The organism is Pantoea sp. AN62, assembly GCF_050432985.1.
In the GTDB taxonomy this organism is placed as follows: Bacteria; Pseudomonadota; Gammaproteobacteria; order Enterobacterales; family Enterobacteriaceae; genus Pantoea; species Pantoea brenneri.
In genome coordinates, this window is the sequence record NZ_JBNPYB010000002.1 from 272,739 (window position 1) to 287,314 (window position 14,576).

The 14,576-nt window shown below is 57.8% G+C and carries 13 protein-coding genes; 4 read left to right on the forward strand and 9 right to left on the reverse strand.

All coding sequences use genetic code 11. The annotated features are described in order from the left end of the window. Positions 1-27: 27 nt before the first annotated feature. The 8 genes from FHW04_RS04225 to ssuD form a co-directional block, all read right to left on the reverse strand. The gene (locus tag FHW04_RS04225; protein WP_089562233.1) at positions 28-1,242 is read right to left on the reverse strand and encodes a monooxygenase; all 1,215 of its coding nucleotides are present in this window, start codon (positions 1,240-1,242) and stop codon (positions 28-30) included. Further along, entirely contained in the window at positions 1,235-2,698 is a 1,464-nt protein-coding gene (locus FHW04_RS04230) for an MFS transporter (RefSeq protein WP_089562232.1), read from the reverse strand. Before FHW04_RS04230 ends, FHW04_RS04225 begins: the two co-directional genes overlap by 8 nt. 182 nt (positions 2,699-2,880) lie before the next feature. Further along, positions 2,881-3,756, reverse strand: a complete 876-nt coding sequence (locus tag FHW04_RS04235; protein ID WP_089562231.1) for a MetQ/NlpA family ABC transporter substrate-binding protein — start codon at positions 3,754-3,756, stop codon at positions 2,881-2,883. After that, entirely contained in the window at positions 3,753-4,457 is a 705-nt protein-coding gene (locus FHW04_RS04240) for a methionine ABC transporter permease (RefSeq protein ID WP_089562230.1), read from the reverse strand. The genes FHW04_RS04235 and FHW04_RS04240 overlap by 4 nt, the downstream gene beginning before the upstream one ends. Next, entirely contained in the window at positions 4,454-5,470 is a 1,017-nt protein-coding gene (locus FHW04_RS04245) for a methionine ABC transporter ATP-binding protein (RefSeq protein WP_046289533.1), read from the reverse strand. Before FHW04_RS04245 ends, FHW04_RS04240 begins: the two co-directional genes overlap by 4 nt. Further along, complete coding sequence (locus tag FHW04_RS04250) at positions 5,467-6,876, reverse strand: LLM class flavin-dependent oxidoreductase (protein ID WP_031375188.1); 1,410 nt, start codon at positions 6,874-6,876, stop codon at positions 5,467-5,469. The genes FHW04_RS04245 and FHW04_RS04250 overlap by 4 nt, the downstream gene beginning before the upstream one ends. Before the next feature lie 72 nt (positions 6,877-6,948). Then, positions 6,949-8,361, reverse strand: coding sequence for an FAD/NAD(P)-binding protein (locus tag FHW04_RS04255; protein WP_031375189.1), 1,413 nt, complete (start codon positions 8,359-8,361; stop codon positions 6,949-6,951). A gap of 18 nt (positions 8,362-8,379) precedes the next feature. Further along, the gene (gene ssuD, locus FHW04_RS04260; RefSeq protein ID WP_089562229.1) at positions 8,380-9,552 is read right to left on the reverse strand and encodes an FMNH2-dependent alkanesulfonate monooxygenase; all 1,173 of its coding nucleotides are present in this window, start codon (positions 9,550-9,552) and stop codon (positions 8,380-8,382) included. A 274-nt stretch (positions 9,553-9,826) separates the two neighbouring features. Here ssuD and FHW04_RS04265 point away from each other — a divergent pair, with 274 nt between their 5' ends. Together FHW04_RS04265 and FHW04_RS04270 are read left to right on the forward strand one after the other, a co-directional pair. After that, positions 9,827-11,716, forward strand: a complete 1,890-nt coding sequence (locus tag FHW04_RS04265) for a sigma-54-dependent Fis family transcriptional regulator (RefSeq protein ID WP_089562228.1) — start codon at positions 9,827-9,829, stop codon at positions 11,714-11,716. A gap of 94 nt (positions 11,717-11,810) precedes the next feature. Further along, positions 11,811-12,758 (forward strand): sulfonate ABC transporter substrate-binding protein, encoded by a 948-nt coding sequence (locus FHW04_RS04270; RefSeq protein ID WP_089562227.1) that lies wholly within the window; start codon positions 11,811-11,813, stop codon positions 12,756-12,758. Between the two features lie 72 nt (positions 12,759-12,830). On the opposite strand, the gene yajD is transcribed toward FHW04_RS04270, so the two are convergent. Continuing rightward, entirely contained in the window at positions 12,831-13,178 is a 348-nt protein-coding gene (gene yajD / locus FHW04_RS04275; protein ID WP_089562226.1) for an HNH nuclease YajD, read from the reverse strand. A gap of 456 nt (positions 13,179-13,634) precedes the next feature. On the opposite strand from yajD, the gene FHW04_RS04280 reads away from it, so the two are divergent. Together FHW04_RS04280 and FHW04_RS04285 are read left to right on the forward strand one after the other, a co-directional pair. Then, positions 13,635-13,946, forward strand: a complete 312-nt coding sequence (locus FHW04_RS04280) for a type II toxin-antitoxin system HigB family toxin (protein ID WP_031375193.1) — start codon at positions 13,635-13,637, stop codon at positions 13,944-13,946. Next, positions 13,943-14,362, forward strand: coding sequence for a helix-turn-helix domain-containing protein (locus tag FHW04_RS04285; protein ID WP_031375194.1), 420 nt, complete (start codon positions 13,943-13,945; stop codon positions 14,360-14,362). The genes FHW04_RS04280 and FHW04_RS04285 overlap by 4 nt, the downstream gene beginning before the upstream one ends. Positions 14,363-14,576: the final 214 nt, after the last annotated feature.

The window sequence follows — 14,576 nt, forward strand, 5'->3', positions numbered from 1 at the left end:
TTAGCGACCCGCAATCGCCAGGCTGATCTAAGCGGTTCCGTTGCCGATCTGCCAGATAAAGGTCGGATCGCTGCCGTTAACCTGCCAGTCACCGACATTTCGCATTTTGTAGATCACCGGATTATGTGACGACAGCGTGCGGGCATTGCGCCAGTGACGGTCCAGCGCCTGACTGACGCGGGTGTCAGAGGCACCCAGCGCATTAAATAACTCACTGGCGGCGCGGGTGATCAGATCAACCGCAATGACCTGCGCCTGGGCTGATTCGACTTCCGCCAGCACATTAGCCGCGTGGCGTTGTACCTCATCGGCATCACCTTGCTGCAACACAAACGCCTGCTGCAATGAGTGGGTTGCGCGCGCCACCGCCGCCTCTGTCGCCCACGCCCAGCTGCTGATCTGACCCACCACCTGCAGCACCTGAACATCCTGCTTAACCTGGCCGGCATTACCGTGACTGTAGATTCGCTTACGCTGTGCCACGCCCTGCGCCACATCATGTACCACCGCCCGTCCAATGCCTGCCAGCGCGGCCAGCAACACATGCTGATAGAAGGCGGTCTGATAGCGAAAACGCTCGCTGAAGTCATAGACGTGTGGCTGTTCTACCCGCGCCTGATTAAAGCGCGTCGTCCCGCTGCCGGTCAGGCGCTGGCCAAAACCATCCCAGTCATCGTCGCGATCGACGCCTGTCTGATGGGTGCTGACCAGCGCGATAACATCGCGGCCGTTGTCGCTGCGCCGCGCATAGACATCAATCCAGTCAGCATACAGCGTGCCGGTGCTGTAAAATTTCTCGCCGCTGAGCCGCCAGCCCTGCTCCGCTGGCGTCACCCTGGTATTGACCTCACCCAGCTTAACCGCACCGATTTCACTCCAGCCACTGCCGACCAGTTCGCCATCAATAAAGCGACTAAACCAGCGACGCCGGTCGTCACTGTCCGGCTGATTCAGCCGATCCTCCACAAAGGCAAAGTGCGCCCGCAGCGCCTGCGGCAGGTTGGAATCCGCTGCGGCCAGCTCAGTCAGTAATTCGAACAGCTGCGGCAGCGAGACGCCGAATCCCCCCTCCGCCACCGGAATGCGCAACGTGCCAAATCGCGCCTGTTTCAGCCAGCGGATCGGCTCATCCAGCAGCACCCGATCGGCTTCGCGCGCAGCGGCACCTGCCGCAATGCGGTCGAAAACCGGTCTGAAACGGTGTTGCAGTGCGACGAAGTCGTTGTGGTTTAATTCAGACATGCTTTTCTCCTGATTCAGGTTGCGCATCAATGTCCTGTCGGGTGGGTTCAAAACGGATAACTAACAGGAAAACGATCGGAATAATGGCGGCGAGAGAGACGATCCAGAACAGATTGGTGCCGTAACGCGCCTGCAAAATTGGCAGGATAAACAGCGCCAACGCACTGCCAATCCCCGACAGGGAACGGCCAAAGCCAACACCGGTGGCCCGGATATGGGTGGGATAAGAGAGCGCCGGATAAATCATCATCTGCGCGCCGGGACCAAAACCTTCGGCAAACAGCCACAGGCCCAGCATCAGTACCGCAATCACCACCCCGAGCGTTGCCTGCGGATGGCCAATTAACGCCAGCGAGACCAGTGCGATAAACTGCAGTGCAAAACCGGCAATCGCGACATGCCGTGAGGGAAATTTCCACGCCAGCCGCATCCCCAGCAGCCCACCGGTAAAGGCAAACAGCGCATTCAGTCCCAGCGAGGCGGAAATGGTTTCAAATACGCCGGCACCGAGGAACTGCGCCAGGATCGACGGCAGGAAAAAGGCGATGGCGGTGTATTCGAATGAAATACAGATGTTCATCACTGCGGTGACCAGGGTGCGCTCAAGGTAGGGCTTCTGAAACAGCACCCGAAAACTCACCTCAGGCACCGCCGCGTGTTTCATCACCGGTTCAGCGGCTTTTTCTTCATGGGCGATAATGCCGTACGAGTCACGCAGAATGCGCACCGCGCCGCTTAAGTCGCCCTGATTAGCCGCCCACAGCGGCGACTCGTTCATAAACTTGCTGCGCACCGCGATAATCAATAGCGCCGGCACCGCACCGAACAGCAGCGAGGCGCGCCACAGCCAGTCGATATGCTCAGCCGGCAGCAGGAAATAGAGGGCGAAAATAATAAAGAAACAGGCTGACGATGCCGCGTACCACATCGGGCACCAGGCCGCGAGACGGGAGGCTTTATTTCCCTTGCCCGAGAATTTTGAAAACTCCGCCAGATAGGCCATGGCCACCGGCAGATCAATCCCCACCCCAATGCCCATCAGAAATCGCGCACCAATCAACACCCACACGTTGGGTGCCAGCCCCGCCGCAATAGCCGATACCACAAAGAACAGCATGTCCGCCATAAACACCGAATAGCGGCCATATTTATCGGTCAGCCATCCCCCCACCAGATTACCCACAATGGTGCCGATCATAATCGATGAAGTTACCAGGCCGGTGAGGGTCGGCGTCAGACCAAACTCCTTCACCACATCATCGATACCGTAAGAGAGCGTGGTCAGATCGTAGGCATCGAGAAACACGCCGCCCAGCGCCAGAAAAACAATCCAGCGCGCGTAGCTGTTTTTTTCGGCACGGCTATTGATCAGTTTCGCCACATCACTCACCGAGCGCACCGGTGCCGAATGTGGTGGAGGGACGTTCAGGGTGTCGTCAATATTCAGTGTACTCATGATATCCTCGTTATTGTATTCAGCAGGTGACCCGGTGTTTATATGAATTAACCGGACGGTAAACAAACAACAAATACAGATAACTATTTCATTTATATCAATAACTTAAACATGAATTTCAGGCAGCAAAAAACCCGGATGAATCGTCCGATTCACCCGGTATTTTTAAAACATGAATCTTTTTATTCAGCCGAAACCGGCACCAGCACACCTTTTACCAGCGGATCCTGGGTCTGTTTTAACCACTGCTGCAAACGCGGATCGGCAAAAGCTTTTTTCAGCCTGATAATATTGTCGTCCGACAGCCAGCGGGTGCCAATCACCAACTGTGAGGCGAAGGTTCGTGGCGCGGGCGGAAATAAGATCCCTTTATCGCGCGGTACTTTTCCGGCATCAAACTGCGAAACATAACCAATGGCGGCATCCACTGAATTCAGCGCGCGAGGCATGGTTAATAAATCCAGTTCCTTAAATACCCACTGATGCGGATTATCTTTAATATCCCGCAGTCTGGCGGTCCGTGGCTCTATCGACGGATCGAGTGTCAGTAACCCGATGCGCTGCAACAGCCACAACGCCTGCCCCTGATTAGCCCCATCGTTTGGCACTACAATCACCGCGCCTGGCGGCAGATCGCTGATGGAACGGTAACGATCGGAGTAAATGCCGAAAGCCCACTGGAACAGCGGTTGGGTTGCCGTCAGCTCAAACTTATTTGCCTCGACAACCTGTTTAAGCCACCACTGATGCTGATAAACCGTGGCAGCGTATTGCCCTTCGGCTACGGCGCGATCGGCCTGCACCGGATCCTGCAAACCGGCTGCTTCCAGCTTAATGCCATAGTCAGGCGCAATATGTTGCGCCACATACTCGATTAGCCGTGCCTCACCGGCCATTGCCGGCTCAAAATGGACCTTCAGCGTGCTGCCAAAGGTCACCGCCCGGCTCTGGTGAGCAAAGGTAAACCAGGCAATGCCGGCGATCACCACCAGCACCATCGCGGCAACTGCCCACGGCCATTTTTTCTTTTGTCTGATTTCAAAGTCGTGATGTGTCATAACCGATGTTTTCCCTGATGAGGTTGCAGTGCCGCAATAACACGGTCACCCAAAAACTGAACCAGCTGGATAGTGACAATCAGCACGATGATGGTGGCAATCATGATGTGTTGATCAAAGCGCTGATAACCGTAAACCACCGCCAGATAGCCAATACCGCCCGCGCCGATGGTGCCGGCGATAGCGGAATATTCGATCATTGAGATCAGATTCAGCACCACCGCAGCGACGATAGCCGGCAATGCTTCACTGAGCTGGGCGCGGGTAATGATTTGCCAGACTGAACCGCCCGACACCAGCCCAACAGCCGTCACCTCGGCGGGCAATTCCCGTAACGCGTTTTCGACCAGCCGGGCGAAAAACGGCGTGCCGGCAATGATCATCGGCACTACCGCGGCCGGAATACCGATGGTGGTGCCGGTCAGCCAGAAGGTAAAAGGAATGATCGCTGCCATCAGCACCAGAAAAGGCAGCGACCGGCCGATGTTAACGAGGCCACTCAGGCTGCGATGAAGCATCGGCTGCGGAAACAGCCCCTGCCGTGAGCTATTAAACAACACCACACCCAGCACGCCGCCGAACGTCACCACAAACAGCATGACGATGATGACCATCAGCCAGGTTTCACCATAGGCGGGCAGCATCAGCGCAGGGAGCTGGCTCCACGGCGTATCCTGGCTGATGACGTCGGCGGGCTTCATACGGCCTCCCGCAGGAGCGGACGCTGATCGAGCAGCCCGGCATGAATGCCAAATAGCCCAAGCTGTTCAATCAGCTGAGTCGGCGTGACGGCGCTGTGCGAAAAGCGGATCGCCACCTGCATTCGCCCGGCCAGCGCGCCACCCACCTGCTCGACGTGCGCCGCCAGCAGATCGACCTGCACGCCAAACCGCTGCGTCAGCTGGCTGATCCAGTCGGGAGCGATCGGACGATCGCCGTAGGTGAGCTGCAGCAGCAGGTCGCCATGGCCGGCGAGCGGCCGTAGCGGGAACAGCTGTTGTCCGAGTGAGGAGTCCGGGCTGGCGAGCAAGGTGCGTAACGCACCCTGATGCACCAGCCGGCCCTCGGCGATCTGCGCCACCGCGTCAGCCGCGCGCCGTACCACATCCATCTCATGCGTAATAAAGATGATCGATAAGCCGAACTGGTCACGCAGGGTTTTGAGTAACGTCAGAATCGCGCTGGTGGCGTCGGGATCGAGGCCGGAGGTCGCTTCATCAGCCAGCAGCACCGACGGTTTAAGCGCCAGTGCACGGGCGATCCCCACACGCTGACGCTGGCCGCCTGACAGCTGCGCCGGATAAAAGTCCGCCTTCGCACTCAGGCCGACGCTCTCCAGCAGCGTCCCGACGTGACGTTTGATCTCACCCGGCACCACGCCGAGCCATTCCAGCGGCAGGGCAACATTCTGCCAGGCGGTTTTACGTTGCAGCAGAGCCGATGACTGAAAGACGGTGCCAATCGCCCGGCGTTTGCGGCGCAGCATTTCCCCGCTGTAGTGCGACAGATCCTCACCATTGACCCGGATGCTGCCCGAGGTTGGCTTCTCCAGCAGACTGATGCATTTCGCCAGCGTCGATTTGCCCGCACCACTCGGCCCGACCACAGCAGTGATCGAACCGGCGGGCACGCTCAGGGTAATCGCGTTGAGCACCTCAATGGTGCGATTGTTCGGCGCGGCGTAGCTTTTGCACAAACCCTCGATCTCAATCATGAGGCCTCCGCGCTTTTAATCCGTGCTTCTGCCGCAGCAGGCCAGCGATAACCGGCAGCCGGATGTGGTAACGCCAGCCGCGGCCCCTGACCAAACAGCTTTTCACGCAGCGTACCCGGCTGATAATCCTGTTTGTAGACGCCACGCCGCTGCAACTCCGGCACCAGCAGCCCGACCACGTCGGTAAAAGTTTCATGCGTCACGGCATAGGCGAGATTGAAGCCGTCAACGTCCGTCTCCTCTACCCAGCTCTGCAACTCATCGGCAACCGTGGCGGCACTGCCCACCAGCAGCGGACCAAAACCGCCAATCCCGACCCAGTCTGCCAGTCCCTGCACCGTCCACTGACGATCGGGATCGGCGGTTGAAAAGGTCTCCACCGCCGACTGAATGGCGTTGGTGTGCAGATGTTTTAATACCTGATCCGGCTGATACTGGCCGAAATCGATACCGGTCCAGCCGGAAATCAGCGCCAGTGCGCCTTCGTAGCTGACATAGCGTTTGTATTCGGTCCATTTGTCCTGCGCCGCCCGATCGGTCTCGCCGACAATCACCGTTTGCAGATTAAAGATCAGAATCGATCGCGGATCGCGTCCCGCTTCGGCCGCCCGTCGCCGGATATCCGCCACGGTCTTTTTCAGCAGCACTTTCGACGGCGCGGCGACGAAAACGCACTCGGCATGGCCGGCTGCGAAGGCTTTACCACGGCTGGAGGCCCCGGCCTGATACAGCACCGGCGTGCGCTGCGGCGACGGTTCGCACAGATGAATACCCGGCACCTGGAAGAATTTGCCCTGATGATTAATCGGATGGATCTTATGCGGATCGCTGAAGATACGGCGTTCACGATCGCGCAGAATCGCGTCCTCCTCCCAGCTGCCCTCCAGCAGCTTGTAGATCACCTGCAGATATTCGTCGGCATAGTCGTAGCGGGCATCATGATCGGTTTGCGTCTGGTGACCGATATTGCGCGCCCCACTTTCCAGATACGAGGTGACGATATTCCAGCCGACCCGGCCTTTGGTGAGATGATCAAGGGTTGAGAGGCGACGGGCAAACGGATAAGGATGCTCAAACGACAGCGACGCCGTCAGGCCAAAACCAAGATGTTCGGTGACCAGCGCCATCGGAGTGATTAACGCCAGCGGATCATTTACCGGCACCTGCGTGGCCTGACGAATCGCCGCCTGATTGTTGCCGTTCAGCACGTCATACACGCCCAGCACGTCGGCAATAAACAGCCCATCAAATTTGCCACGCTCCAGCAGCCGCGCCAGATCGGTCCAGTATTCCAGATCTTTGTACTGCCAGGATCGGTCGCGCGGATGGGCCCACAAGCCGGGTGACTGGTGACCGACACAGTTCATATCGAAAGCATTAAGGCGAATTTCACGTTGCGATGGCATAGCGACTCCTGAGCGGATGCGGCAATTGCTTGCCGCCCACGTTTAATTATCGATTGGGTTTACAGGTTAGTTTTAGTGCGTGAGTGAGCCGGGACATCGCTCATGGTGAGGAGAATGGGTGCCCGCTAGCAGGTGCTGCGCCACGGATTCCGCGTGTTCGGCCACCTGCGGCAGTCCCATCAGCTCGCCAAAATGCCCGCGCGCCGCCGGTCCGGCCACATAGAGCTGCGGGTTGGCCGCGCCCTGCGCGTTCAGGGTCTGCGAAAGTGCGTTTACGTGGATACCCAACGCCAGCGGATCGGGCTGGATCACCCCGTCAGCCTGCAACTGATGCAGTAACGGGCTGCTGCTCAGCAGCGCGCCATGAGCCGGTCCGGTAGTGACAATCACTTTATCGACCCGAATCGTAGTGGCATCCCCGCCCCGCAGCCCCAGCGTCAGGCTGAGCTGCTGTTCGATGACGTCGGCGGCTAACAGGCGGGCAGCCAGTACCGTCAGCTGGCCGCTGGCCTGCTGCTGACTGAGTACCGCGCTGACCTGCGGCGCAATCCGGTAGCGGTGTACGTCCCACCACGGCCGCAGATGCTGCAAAAAGCGCCGCTGTTCCGCCAGCGAGAGGCTTTGCCAGATGCGCTGTCCGTTGCGGCGGATATCATCCAGCACCAGCTGCCACGGCAGGTTCTGCACGGCGGCTAGCCTGATCTCCTGACGGATCCGGTGCAGCCAGCCACGCGCCGTCGCCGGCTGTGGCTGCGCGTAGTCCAGCGTCAGGTTGTCATAACTGCCGCTGAGGTTCGGGCGTGGCAGTTGTCCGCGCCGTGAGAAAACGGTGAGGGTGCCGTGGTGCCCCTGACGATGCAGTGAGGCCACCACATCGGACATGGTTAAACCCGAGCCGATAATGGCCACGCGATCGCCCGGCGCAACCTGTGCCAGCGCATCGCGTTGCCACGGATTCGCGATCACGGCCGGATGATGCAGCAAAGGTTGCAGCAATGCCGGCAACGCGGGCGGCGGATGACTGATCGCCAGCACTACGTGGTCGGCCTTTAGCTGCTGGCCGGAGGCGGTCGTCACCACGCCATCACGCAGGGTAACGGCCCGATCACACAGGTGGCTGAGCTGCACCGCAGAGTCCGCCCGCGCCTGGTTAAACTGCTGGTTGACCCAGCGGCCAAACTGACCGCGCTGCGGGTAAACATTGCCATCCGGCCACAGCGCATCGGGATCGGCCTGTACGCCAGTCGAGGCCCGGAACCAGCGATCGAAAGCGCCGTCCGGGTCACCGGCTAGCTGCATCCGGGCGGCGGGTACGTTGATGCGGTGGGCCGGATCGACCGTACCGTACGCCACACCCTGACCAGGCTGCTCGCGCGGTTCAATCAGCGTGACCCGTAATCCCGCCGGACCCAGCCGCGCCAGATGAATCGCCAGCGCGGTCCCGGTAAATCCGCCACCAATAATAACGATGTGCTGTTGTGACATACGTGGCCTTTTCCTCTGTTAACGCGCGCTGGCTGGTTTATCCGGACGACGGTCGCCACCGATGGTTTCACCAAACGGCCCGGTATTCACCCGACGCTGCTGTTTATCGGTGTTCGCCGCCAGCGGCAGCAGCGGCATCACCAGTTCGGCGAAGCGATGGGCCTCCTCAAGGTGCGGATAGCCGGAGAAGATAAAGTTCCCGATGCCCAGCGCCTGATATTCACGAATGCGATCGGCTACCTGTTGTGGATTGCCCACCAGCGCGGTACCGGCACCGCCACGCACCAGCCCGACCCCAGCCCACAGGTTCGGCCCGATGCGCAGGCTGTCGCGTGAGCCCTGATGCAGCGCACTCATTCGCGCCTGGCCGGCTGAATCCATCCGGGCAAAAATTTTCTGCGCTGCTGCGATGGTCTCTTCATCCAGGTGAGCGATCAGGCGGTCGGCGGCGGCCCAGGCTTCCTCTTCAGTCTCACGAACAATGACATGCAAACGAATACCGTAAGAGAGTGTGCGCCCCTTTTCTGCGGCGCGCTGGCGCACCACGGCCAGCTTCTCAGCCACCTGCCCGACCGGCTCGCCCCAGGTGAGATAAGTATCGATCTGCTCAGCCGCAACGTCGATAGCCTCGTCCGACGATCCACCAAAATAGAGCGGAGGACCATCCTGCTGCACCGGCGGAAACAAAATTTCAGCCCCTTCAACCCGAATGTGCTCGCCGCTGAAATCGACCTTTTCGCCCTTCAGGAGTCGCGAATAGACGGTCAGAAATTCCCGGGTAACCTGATAACGCTCAGCATGACTGAGGAAAATGCCGTCACCTTTGTTTTCCACTGGATCACCGCCGGTCACCACATTGATCAGCAAGCGCCCCTCTGACAGGCGATCGAGCGTGGCCGCCATCCGCGCCGCCAGGCTGGGCGGCTGCAGGCCGGGACGAACCGCCACCAGATAACGCAATTTTTTCGTCATTGGTGCCAGCGCAGCGGCCACCAGCCATGAATCCTCGCAGCTTTTGCCGGTCGGGATTAATACGCCGTAGTAGCCAAGGTTATCCGCAGCTAACGCAACTTGTTGTAAATAGGGTAGATCTACCGCTCTTCCACCCTCGGTGGTGCCAAGATAACGTCCGTCACCATGGGTAGGCAAAAACCAGAACAGGTTAAGGTTTGCGTGTGTTGCGTCGCGCATTAGCAGATTCCTTTATAACGATATTTGAATTTAATACATAGCAGCCATTCATTTGGTTATATGTGGTTTAGCAGAGAACGTGCCAACCGCGCAGTTTATATTATTACTTTTAATTCAACGGCTTATATTTTTCGATAATCAATAGCCTCTGTTGCCAATGCAACAACTGCGGTGACAGGCTGCTGCATTGGCAACTTTTTGCCGTTGGCAGCCTCTCGTTTCCGGCCTGCTGTCACGCTATCGTCATGGCTGGCTTTTCTTGCAGGGGAATGAGATGCAGATTTCCGGTCCGGAGCTAATTGATCCCGCCTCACGTGCGTTTAAAAACGTGCTTGATCAGCTCGCACCTACCGATGCGACGGTTCTGATTATTGGTGAAACGGGCACCGGCAAAGAGGTGATGGCGCGTTATCTGCATCATCACAGCCCGCGCAGCCAGCATCCTTTCCTGGCGGTCAACTGTGGCGCGCTGACCGAAAGTCTGGCCGAGTCAGAGCTATTCGGTCATGAAAAAGGGGCCTTTACCGGTGCCCAGGATCGGCATCTGGGCTGGTTCGAAGCCGCAGAAGGCGGCACGCTGCTGCTGGATGAGATAGGCGAACTGAGTCTGCCGTTACAGGTCAAACTGCTGCGGGTGTTGCAGGAGCGCGAAATCATCCGGGTAGGATCGTCAAAAGCGGTCAAGGTCAACGTCCGGGTGATTGCCGCGACCCATGTCGATTTAGCGGTGGCGATCCGCGAACGGCGTTTTCGCGAGGATCTGTTCTACCGGCTGAATGTCGCCAGTGTGACGTTGCCGCCGTTGCGCCAGCGCTGTGAGGATATTCCGCTACTGGCCGGTCACTTTCTGCAACTTTATGCCCGGCGTCTGGGACGTCCGCAGTTGCGGCTTAGCGAGGACGCCATCGACACGCTGCGTGACTACCCGTGGCCGGGCAATATCCGCGAACTGGAAAATACGCTGCATAACGCCGTGCTGCTGAGTACTGGCGCCCTGATCACGCCGCAGCAGTTGCGGTTAGGGCCGGTTGCCAGCAGCGAGGTGCCGCAGGGTGAAGAGGCACTGAGTCGTTTTCTGCGCCAGCAGATGCAGGAGAGCGACAGCCCGATCTACCCGCGCGTGATCGCCGCGCTGGTGAAAAATGCACTGGAGCTGAGCCACGGCAATCAGGTACAGGCGGCGTCGCTACTCGGCATCAGTCGTCATACCCTGCGCACCCAGCTCGGGCACCTTGGGGTGATAAAGCCGCGCCGCAACCTGATGCGTCAGCGCGATCCGTCGCTGCTGCAACCGGTCCGACCGGAGCGGGAACTGCGTATTGGTTATCAGAAATTTGGCAATCTTGGCATTCTGAAAGCGCGACAGACGCTGGAGAAACAGCTGGCGGGCCAGGGCGTGAGCGTATTGTGGAGCGAGTTCCCGGCCGGACCGCAGCTGTTACATGCGCTGAGTAACCATGAGATCGATTTCGGCACCACCGGTGAGGTACCGCCGCTGTTCGCGCAGGCCGGCAACAGTCCGATGGTGTATGTCGCCTGGGAGCCCGCTGCGCCGCAGAGCGTGGCGTTGCTGGTCACCCATGACAGCCCGGTGCGGCAGATCGCGGACCTGCGGGGAAAACGTATCGCAGTCAACCGGGGATCTAACGTTCACTATCTGCTGTTACAGATTCTGGATGAAGCCGGTCTGGCGCTGGATGAGGTACGCATCGTTTATGCTCCGCCAAAATATCCACTGACGCCCAGCGATCTGAACGCGGTTGATGCCTGGATGATGTGGGATCCGCTACTCAGCGATGCGGAGAAATCGGGCCAATTACGGGTGATCGCCGATGGCGTCGGGCGGGTCAACAATCATCAGTTCTACCTGGCTGAACGCGGGTTTGCTGCCCATTCGGCCGATCTGCTGCAACGGCTGCTTGACGCGCTGGAGCAGACCGGGCGTTACATCGATGCAAACCGTCACGAAGCGGCTGAACTGTTATCCGGCGAGCTGGGCATCCCGACCGCCTCACTGCAGCATGCGCTGGCGCGGCGCAGTCATCAAACCCAGCGGATGAACCTGGCGATTATTCGTGAGCAGCAGATCATTGCTGACCGCTTCTATGCGCTCGGCCTGTTTAATCGGGCGATAAAAGTGCGCGACACCGTCTGGCAGCAATAACGTTTTTTAGCTAAGCATAGAATTTTTCATCGCTAAGCGCTTTAAGCGCCGTTTGTTATGTTGCGCTGATTACAACCAGACTCAGGAAAGAGAGATGAAAAAAGTTTTACTCAGTGCGCTTATTGTCGCCGCGCAGGCGGGGATGATTTTCACTACTCAGGCTGAACAGTCACCGCAGACGGTTAACATCGGCTTTCAGAAAGCCAATATCTTCGCCCTGCTGAAGTATCGCGGCACGCTGGATGAGACCTTCAGGAAACAGGGGATCGCGGTGCACTGGGTCGAGTTCCCGGCCGGGCCGCAGATGCTGGAAGGACTGAACGTGGGCAGTATTGACCTTGCCGCCACCGGCGATGCTCCGCCCACCTTTGCGCAGGCGGCGAATGCCGATCTGGTTTATCTGGCGCACTCCCCGGCCAATCCACAGACTGAAGCCATTGTGGTGCCGGCTAACTCCCCCATCAAAAATGTGGCGGATTTGAAAGGTAAGCGGGTGGCGCTGAATAAAGGGTCGGACGTCAACTATCTGCTGGTGACGGCGCTGGAACAGGCGGGCCTGAACTATAAAGATATCACTCCGGTCTATTTACCGCCGGCGGATGCGCGCGCGGCATTTCAGCGTGGCGCGGTCGATGCCTGGGTTATCTGGGACCCTTACTATGCTGAAGTGGAAACCAACGCCAACGCCCGGCTGATAAAAAATGCTGAAGGGCTGGTGCCGCATTACACCTTCTATCTTGCCAGCCGTAAGTTTGCTGAAAGCTATCCGCAGACCGCACTGCAGGTAATCGACCAGCTTGGCACCCTCAGTAGCTGGGCCAATCAGCACCCGCAGGAGGCAGCAAAAATCATGTCCTCGTCAACCGGCCTGCCGCAGCCAATCTGGCAACGTGCGCTGGCGAGAATGCCTTACGGTGCGCAGTGCATGACGCCGGAGGTCTTTACGCAGCAGCAGGCGCTGGCCGATAAATTTACCGGGATTGGGTTATTGCCGGTGAAAGTAGACGTCCGCAGCGCGACCTGGTCGCTGGATAAAAAATAAAGCGCCAGTCTTCGAATCAGCGCTGCCGACTGGCCGGAATGCAGAATGGCCGATCGGCAGCGCCGGTGAGATTTATTTCTTCTTCGTCAGCATCGATTTTAAATCGGCAAACGGATTATAGGTTGCTGTGCCCACATCATCCTGCGCGTCCTCTCCCGCCACCACGTTGGTGCCGTACTGATCGGCTTCGGTGTACTTCGAGTGCTCGTGGTCGTGACAATAGAGACACAATAGCTCCCAGTTGCTGCCATCTTCCGGGTTATTGGTGTGATCGTGATCGATATGGTGCACGGTTAATTCACGCAGGTTCGAATAAACGAACTCGCGTGAGCAACGTCCACACACCCACGGATAGATTTTTAACGCTTTTTCACGATAGCCACTTTCCAGCCGCGTGTAGTTTTTCGGGATCAGAGCCATTGCCGATGTTACCTGTTAACAAGAGTATTTTAGCGGGTATTTAAGCCAGCCAGTCTGCTTAACAAGGTACATTAAGTTGCAAATTAAGTCCGCATTTCGCCGCCAGCGGTGAGGCAAATCCTGCGCTGCCGGACGCCAGTCAACAAAGCAACGCGGGCACGTCAAACCCCTATCTGCGCCTCAAGGCGCTGCAGGCCAATAAAATTAATGCACTGGAAAATAAACAGCGCCAGCACTCATTGACGCTCTACCGGCTGCGACATCTCCTGGCCAGACACGGTAGAGAAGATCCTTTCAGCATTATCGCAACGATTCTGGATTCCTGCTTAACCTGTAATACCTGCCCACTACGGCGGGCCCGCTCTTCCTTCTTACCGTGACTTATCTGGTATTGCCACCGGGAGTATTGTGCGTTATTGTGTTTACATATTGTGAACTACTGAAGGGAATCACTTAATGCACGTCATTTCAAAAGAGCCACTTGAGCAAGCGGCACGGCTCTTTCCAAACGATGCCTTAGCCATAAAGGCGCTGTATCGTCTGGTTCGCGAAACAGATTTCAAATCGCCGGATGAACTGCGTGCCGCCGTGCCAAGCCTGGATAATTTTAAGTACCGCAACAAGTGGTGGGTTTTAGATGTAGGTGGCAATAACTTACGAGTGATCGCCTACATCAACTTCGTGAATAAGCGCTTTTACGTGAAGCACATCGCCACCCATGCTGAATACGATAAGCTGACTCGCTACTATCGGGAGAATAAAGAATGATCGTCGACACCAATAAAGCTATCGAGGCAACAAAACAACTGGTCGCCGCCGTCCCTTTCCTGGGGGGCAGTGTCTCCGAGAAGGACTACCGTGACGCACTGGCGCTGGTAGACTACCTGATCGACCACGACGACGAAAACCCGCTGATTGACTTCCTGGCGGCCAAAATCGCCGACTATGAGGATAACAGCGAGCGCTTTGCCGAGTTTAATAACTCAGTTGATGAAATGCCGGTGGGCGTCGCTCTGCTGCGCACGCTGATTGACCAGCATAAGCTGACCTACTCCGATCTGAAGGAAGAGATTGGTTCTAAATCCCTTGTAAGCCAGATCCTCTCCGGCCAGCGTTCCCTGACGATCTCACATATCAAGGCGCTTTCAGCCCGGTTCGGCGTGAAGCCGCAATGGTTCCTCTAACCTTCGCCACCAGCCCGCTTAACAGCGGGCTTTTTATTTCCCACAGAAAGATGCGTTGACCCGCAACAAGTGACTTTCTGCACCATCGCCATAAGCCCGGGGCTGAAGAGACTCTTTTCAAACTTCCCCGGACGGCACAAGCCAGCGCACCGGGCTACTCTTCTTTTAGTGAACAAACCGCCCACCAGCGATTTTTTCTTCTCAGAGGTTCCGA

Excerpts from the sequence above, each read along its gene's own strand:
- yajD (WP_089562226.1), bottom strand. The coding sequence starts at position 13,178 with ATGGCTCTGATCCCGAAAAACTACACGCGGCTGGAAAGTGGCTATCGT.
- FHW04_RS04270 (WP_089562227.1), top strand. The coding sequence starts at position 11,811 with ATGAAAAAAGTTTTACTCAGTGCGCTTATTGTCGCCGCGCAGGCGGGG.
- FHW04_RS04250 (WP_031375188.1), bottom strand. The coding sequence starts at position 6,876 with ATGCCATCGCAACGTGAAATTCGCCTTAATGCTTTCGATATGAACTGT.
- ssuD (WP_089562229.1), bottom strand. The coding sequence starts at position 9,552 with ATGCGCGACGCAACACACGCAAACCTTAACCTGTTCTGGTTTTTGCCT.
- FHW04_RS04280 (WP_031375193.1), top strand. The coding sequence starts at position 13,635 with ATGCACGTCATTTCAAAAGAGCCACTTGAGCAAGCGGCACGGCTCTTT.
- FHW04_RS04265 (WP_089562228.1), top strand. The coding sequence starts at position 9,827 with ATGCAGATTTCCGGTCCGGAGCTAATTGATCCCGCCTCACGTGCGTTT.
- FHW04_RS04285 (WP_031375194.1), top strand. The coding sequence starts at position 13,943 with ATGATCGTCGACACCAATAAAGCTATCGAGGCAACAAAACAACTGGTC.
- FHW04_RS04245 (WP_046289533.1), bottom strand. The coding sequence starts at position 5,470 with ATGATTGAGATCGAGGGTTTGTGCAAAAGCTACGCCGCGCCGAACAAT.
- FHW04_RS04240 (WP_089562230.1), bottom strand. The coding sequence starts at position 4,457 with ATGAAGCCCGCCGACGTCATCAGCCAGGATACGCCGTGGAGCCAGCTC.
- FHW04_RS04225 (WP_089562233.1), bottom strand. The coding sequence starts at position 1,242 with ATGTCTGAATTAAACCACAACGACTTCGTCGCACTGCAACACCGTTTC.
- FHW04_RS04255 (WP_031375189.1), bottom strand. The coding sequence starts at position 8,361 with ATGTCACAACAGCACATCGTTATTATTGGTGGCGGATTTACCGGGACC.
- FHW04_RS04230 (WP_089562232.1), bottom strand. The coding sequence starts at position 2,698 with ATGAGTACACTGAATATTGACGACACCCTGAACGTCCCTCCACCACAT.
- FHW04_RS04235 (WP_089562231.1), bottom strand. The coding sequence starts at position 3,756 with ATGACACATCACGACTTTGAAATCAGACAAAAGAAAAAATGGCCGTGG.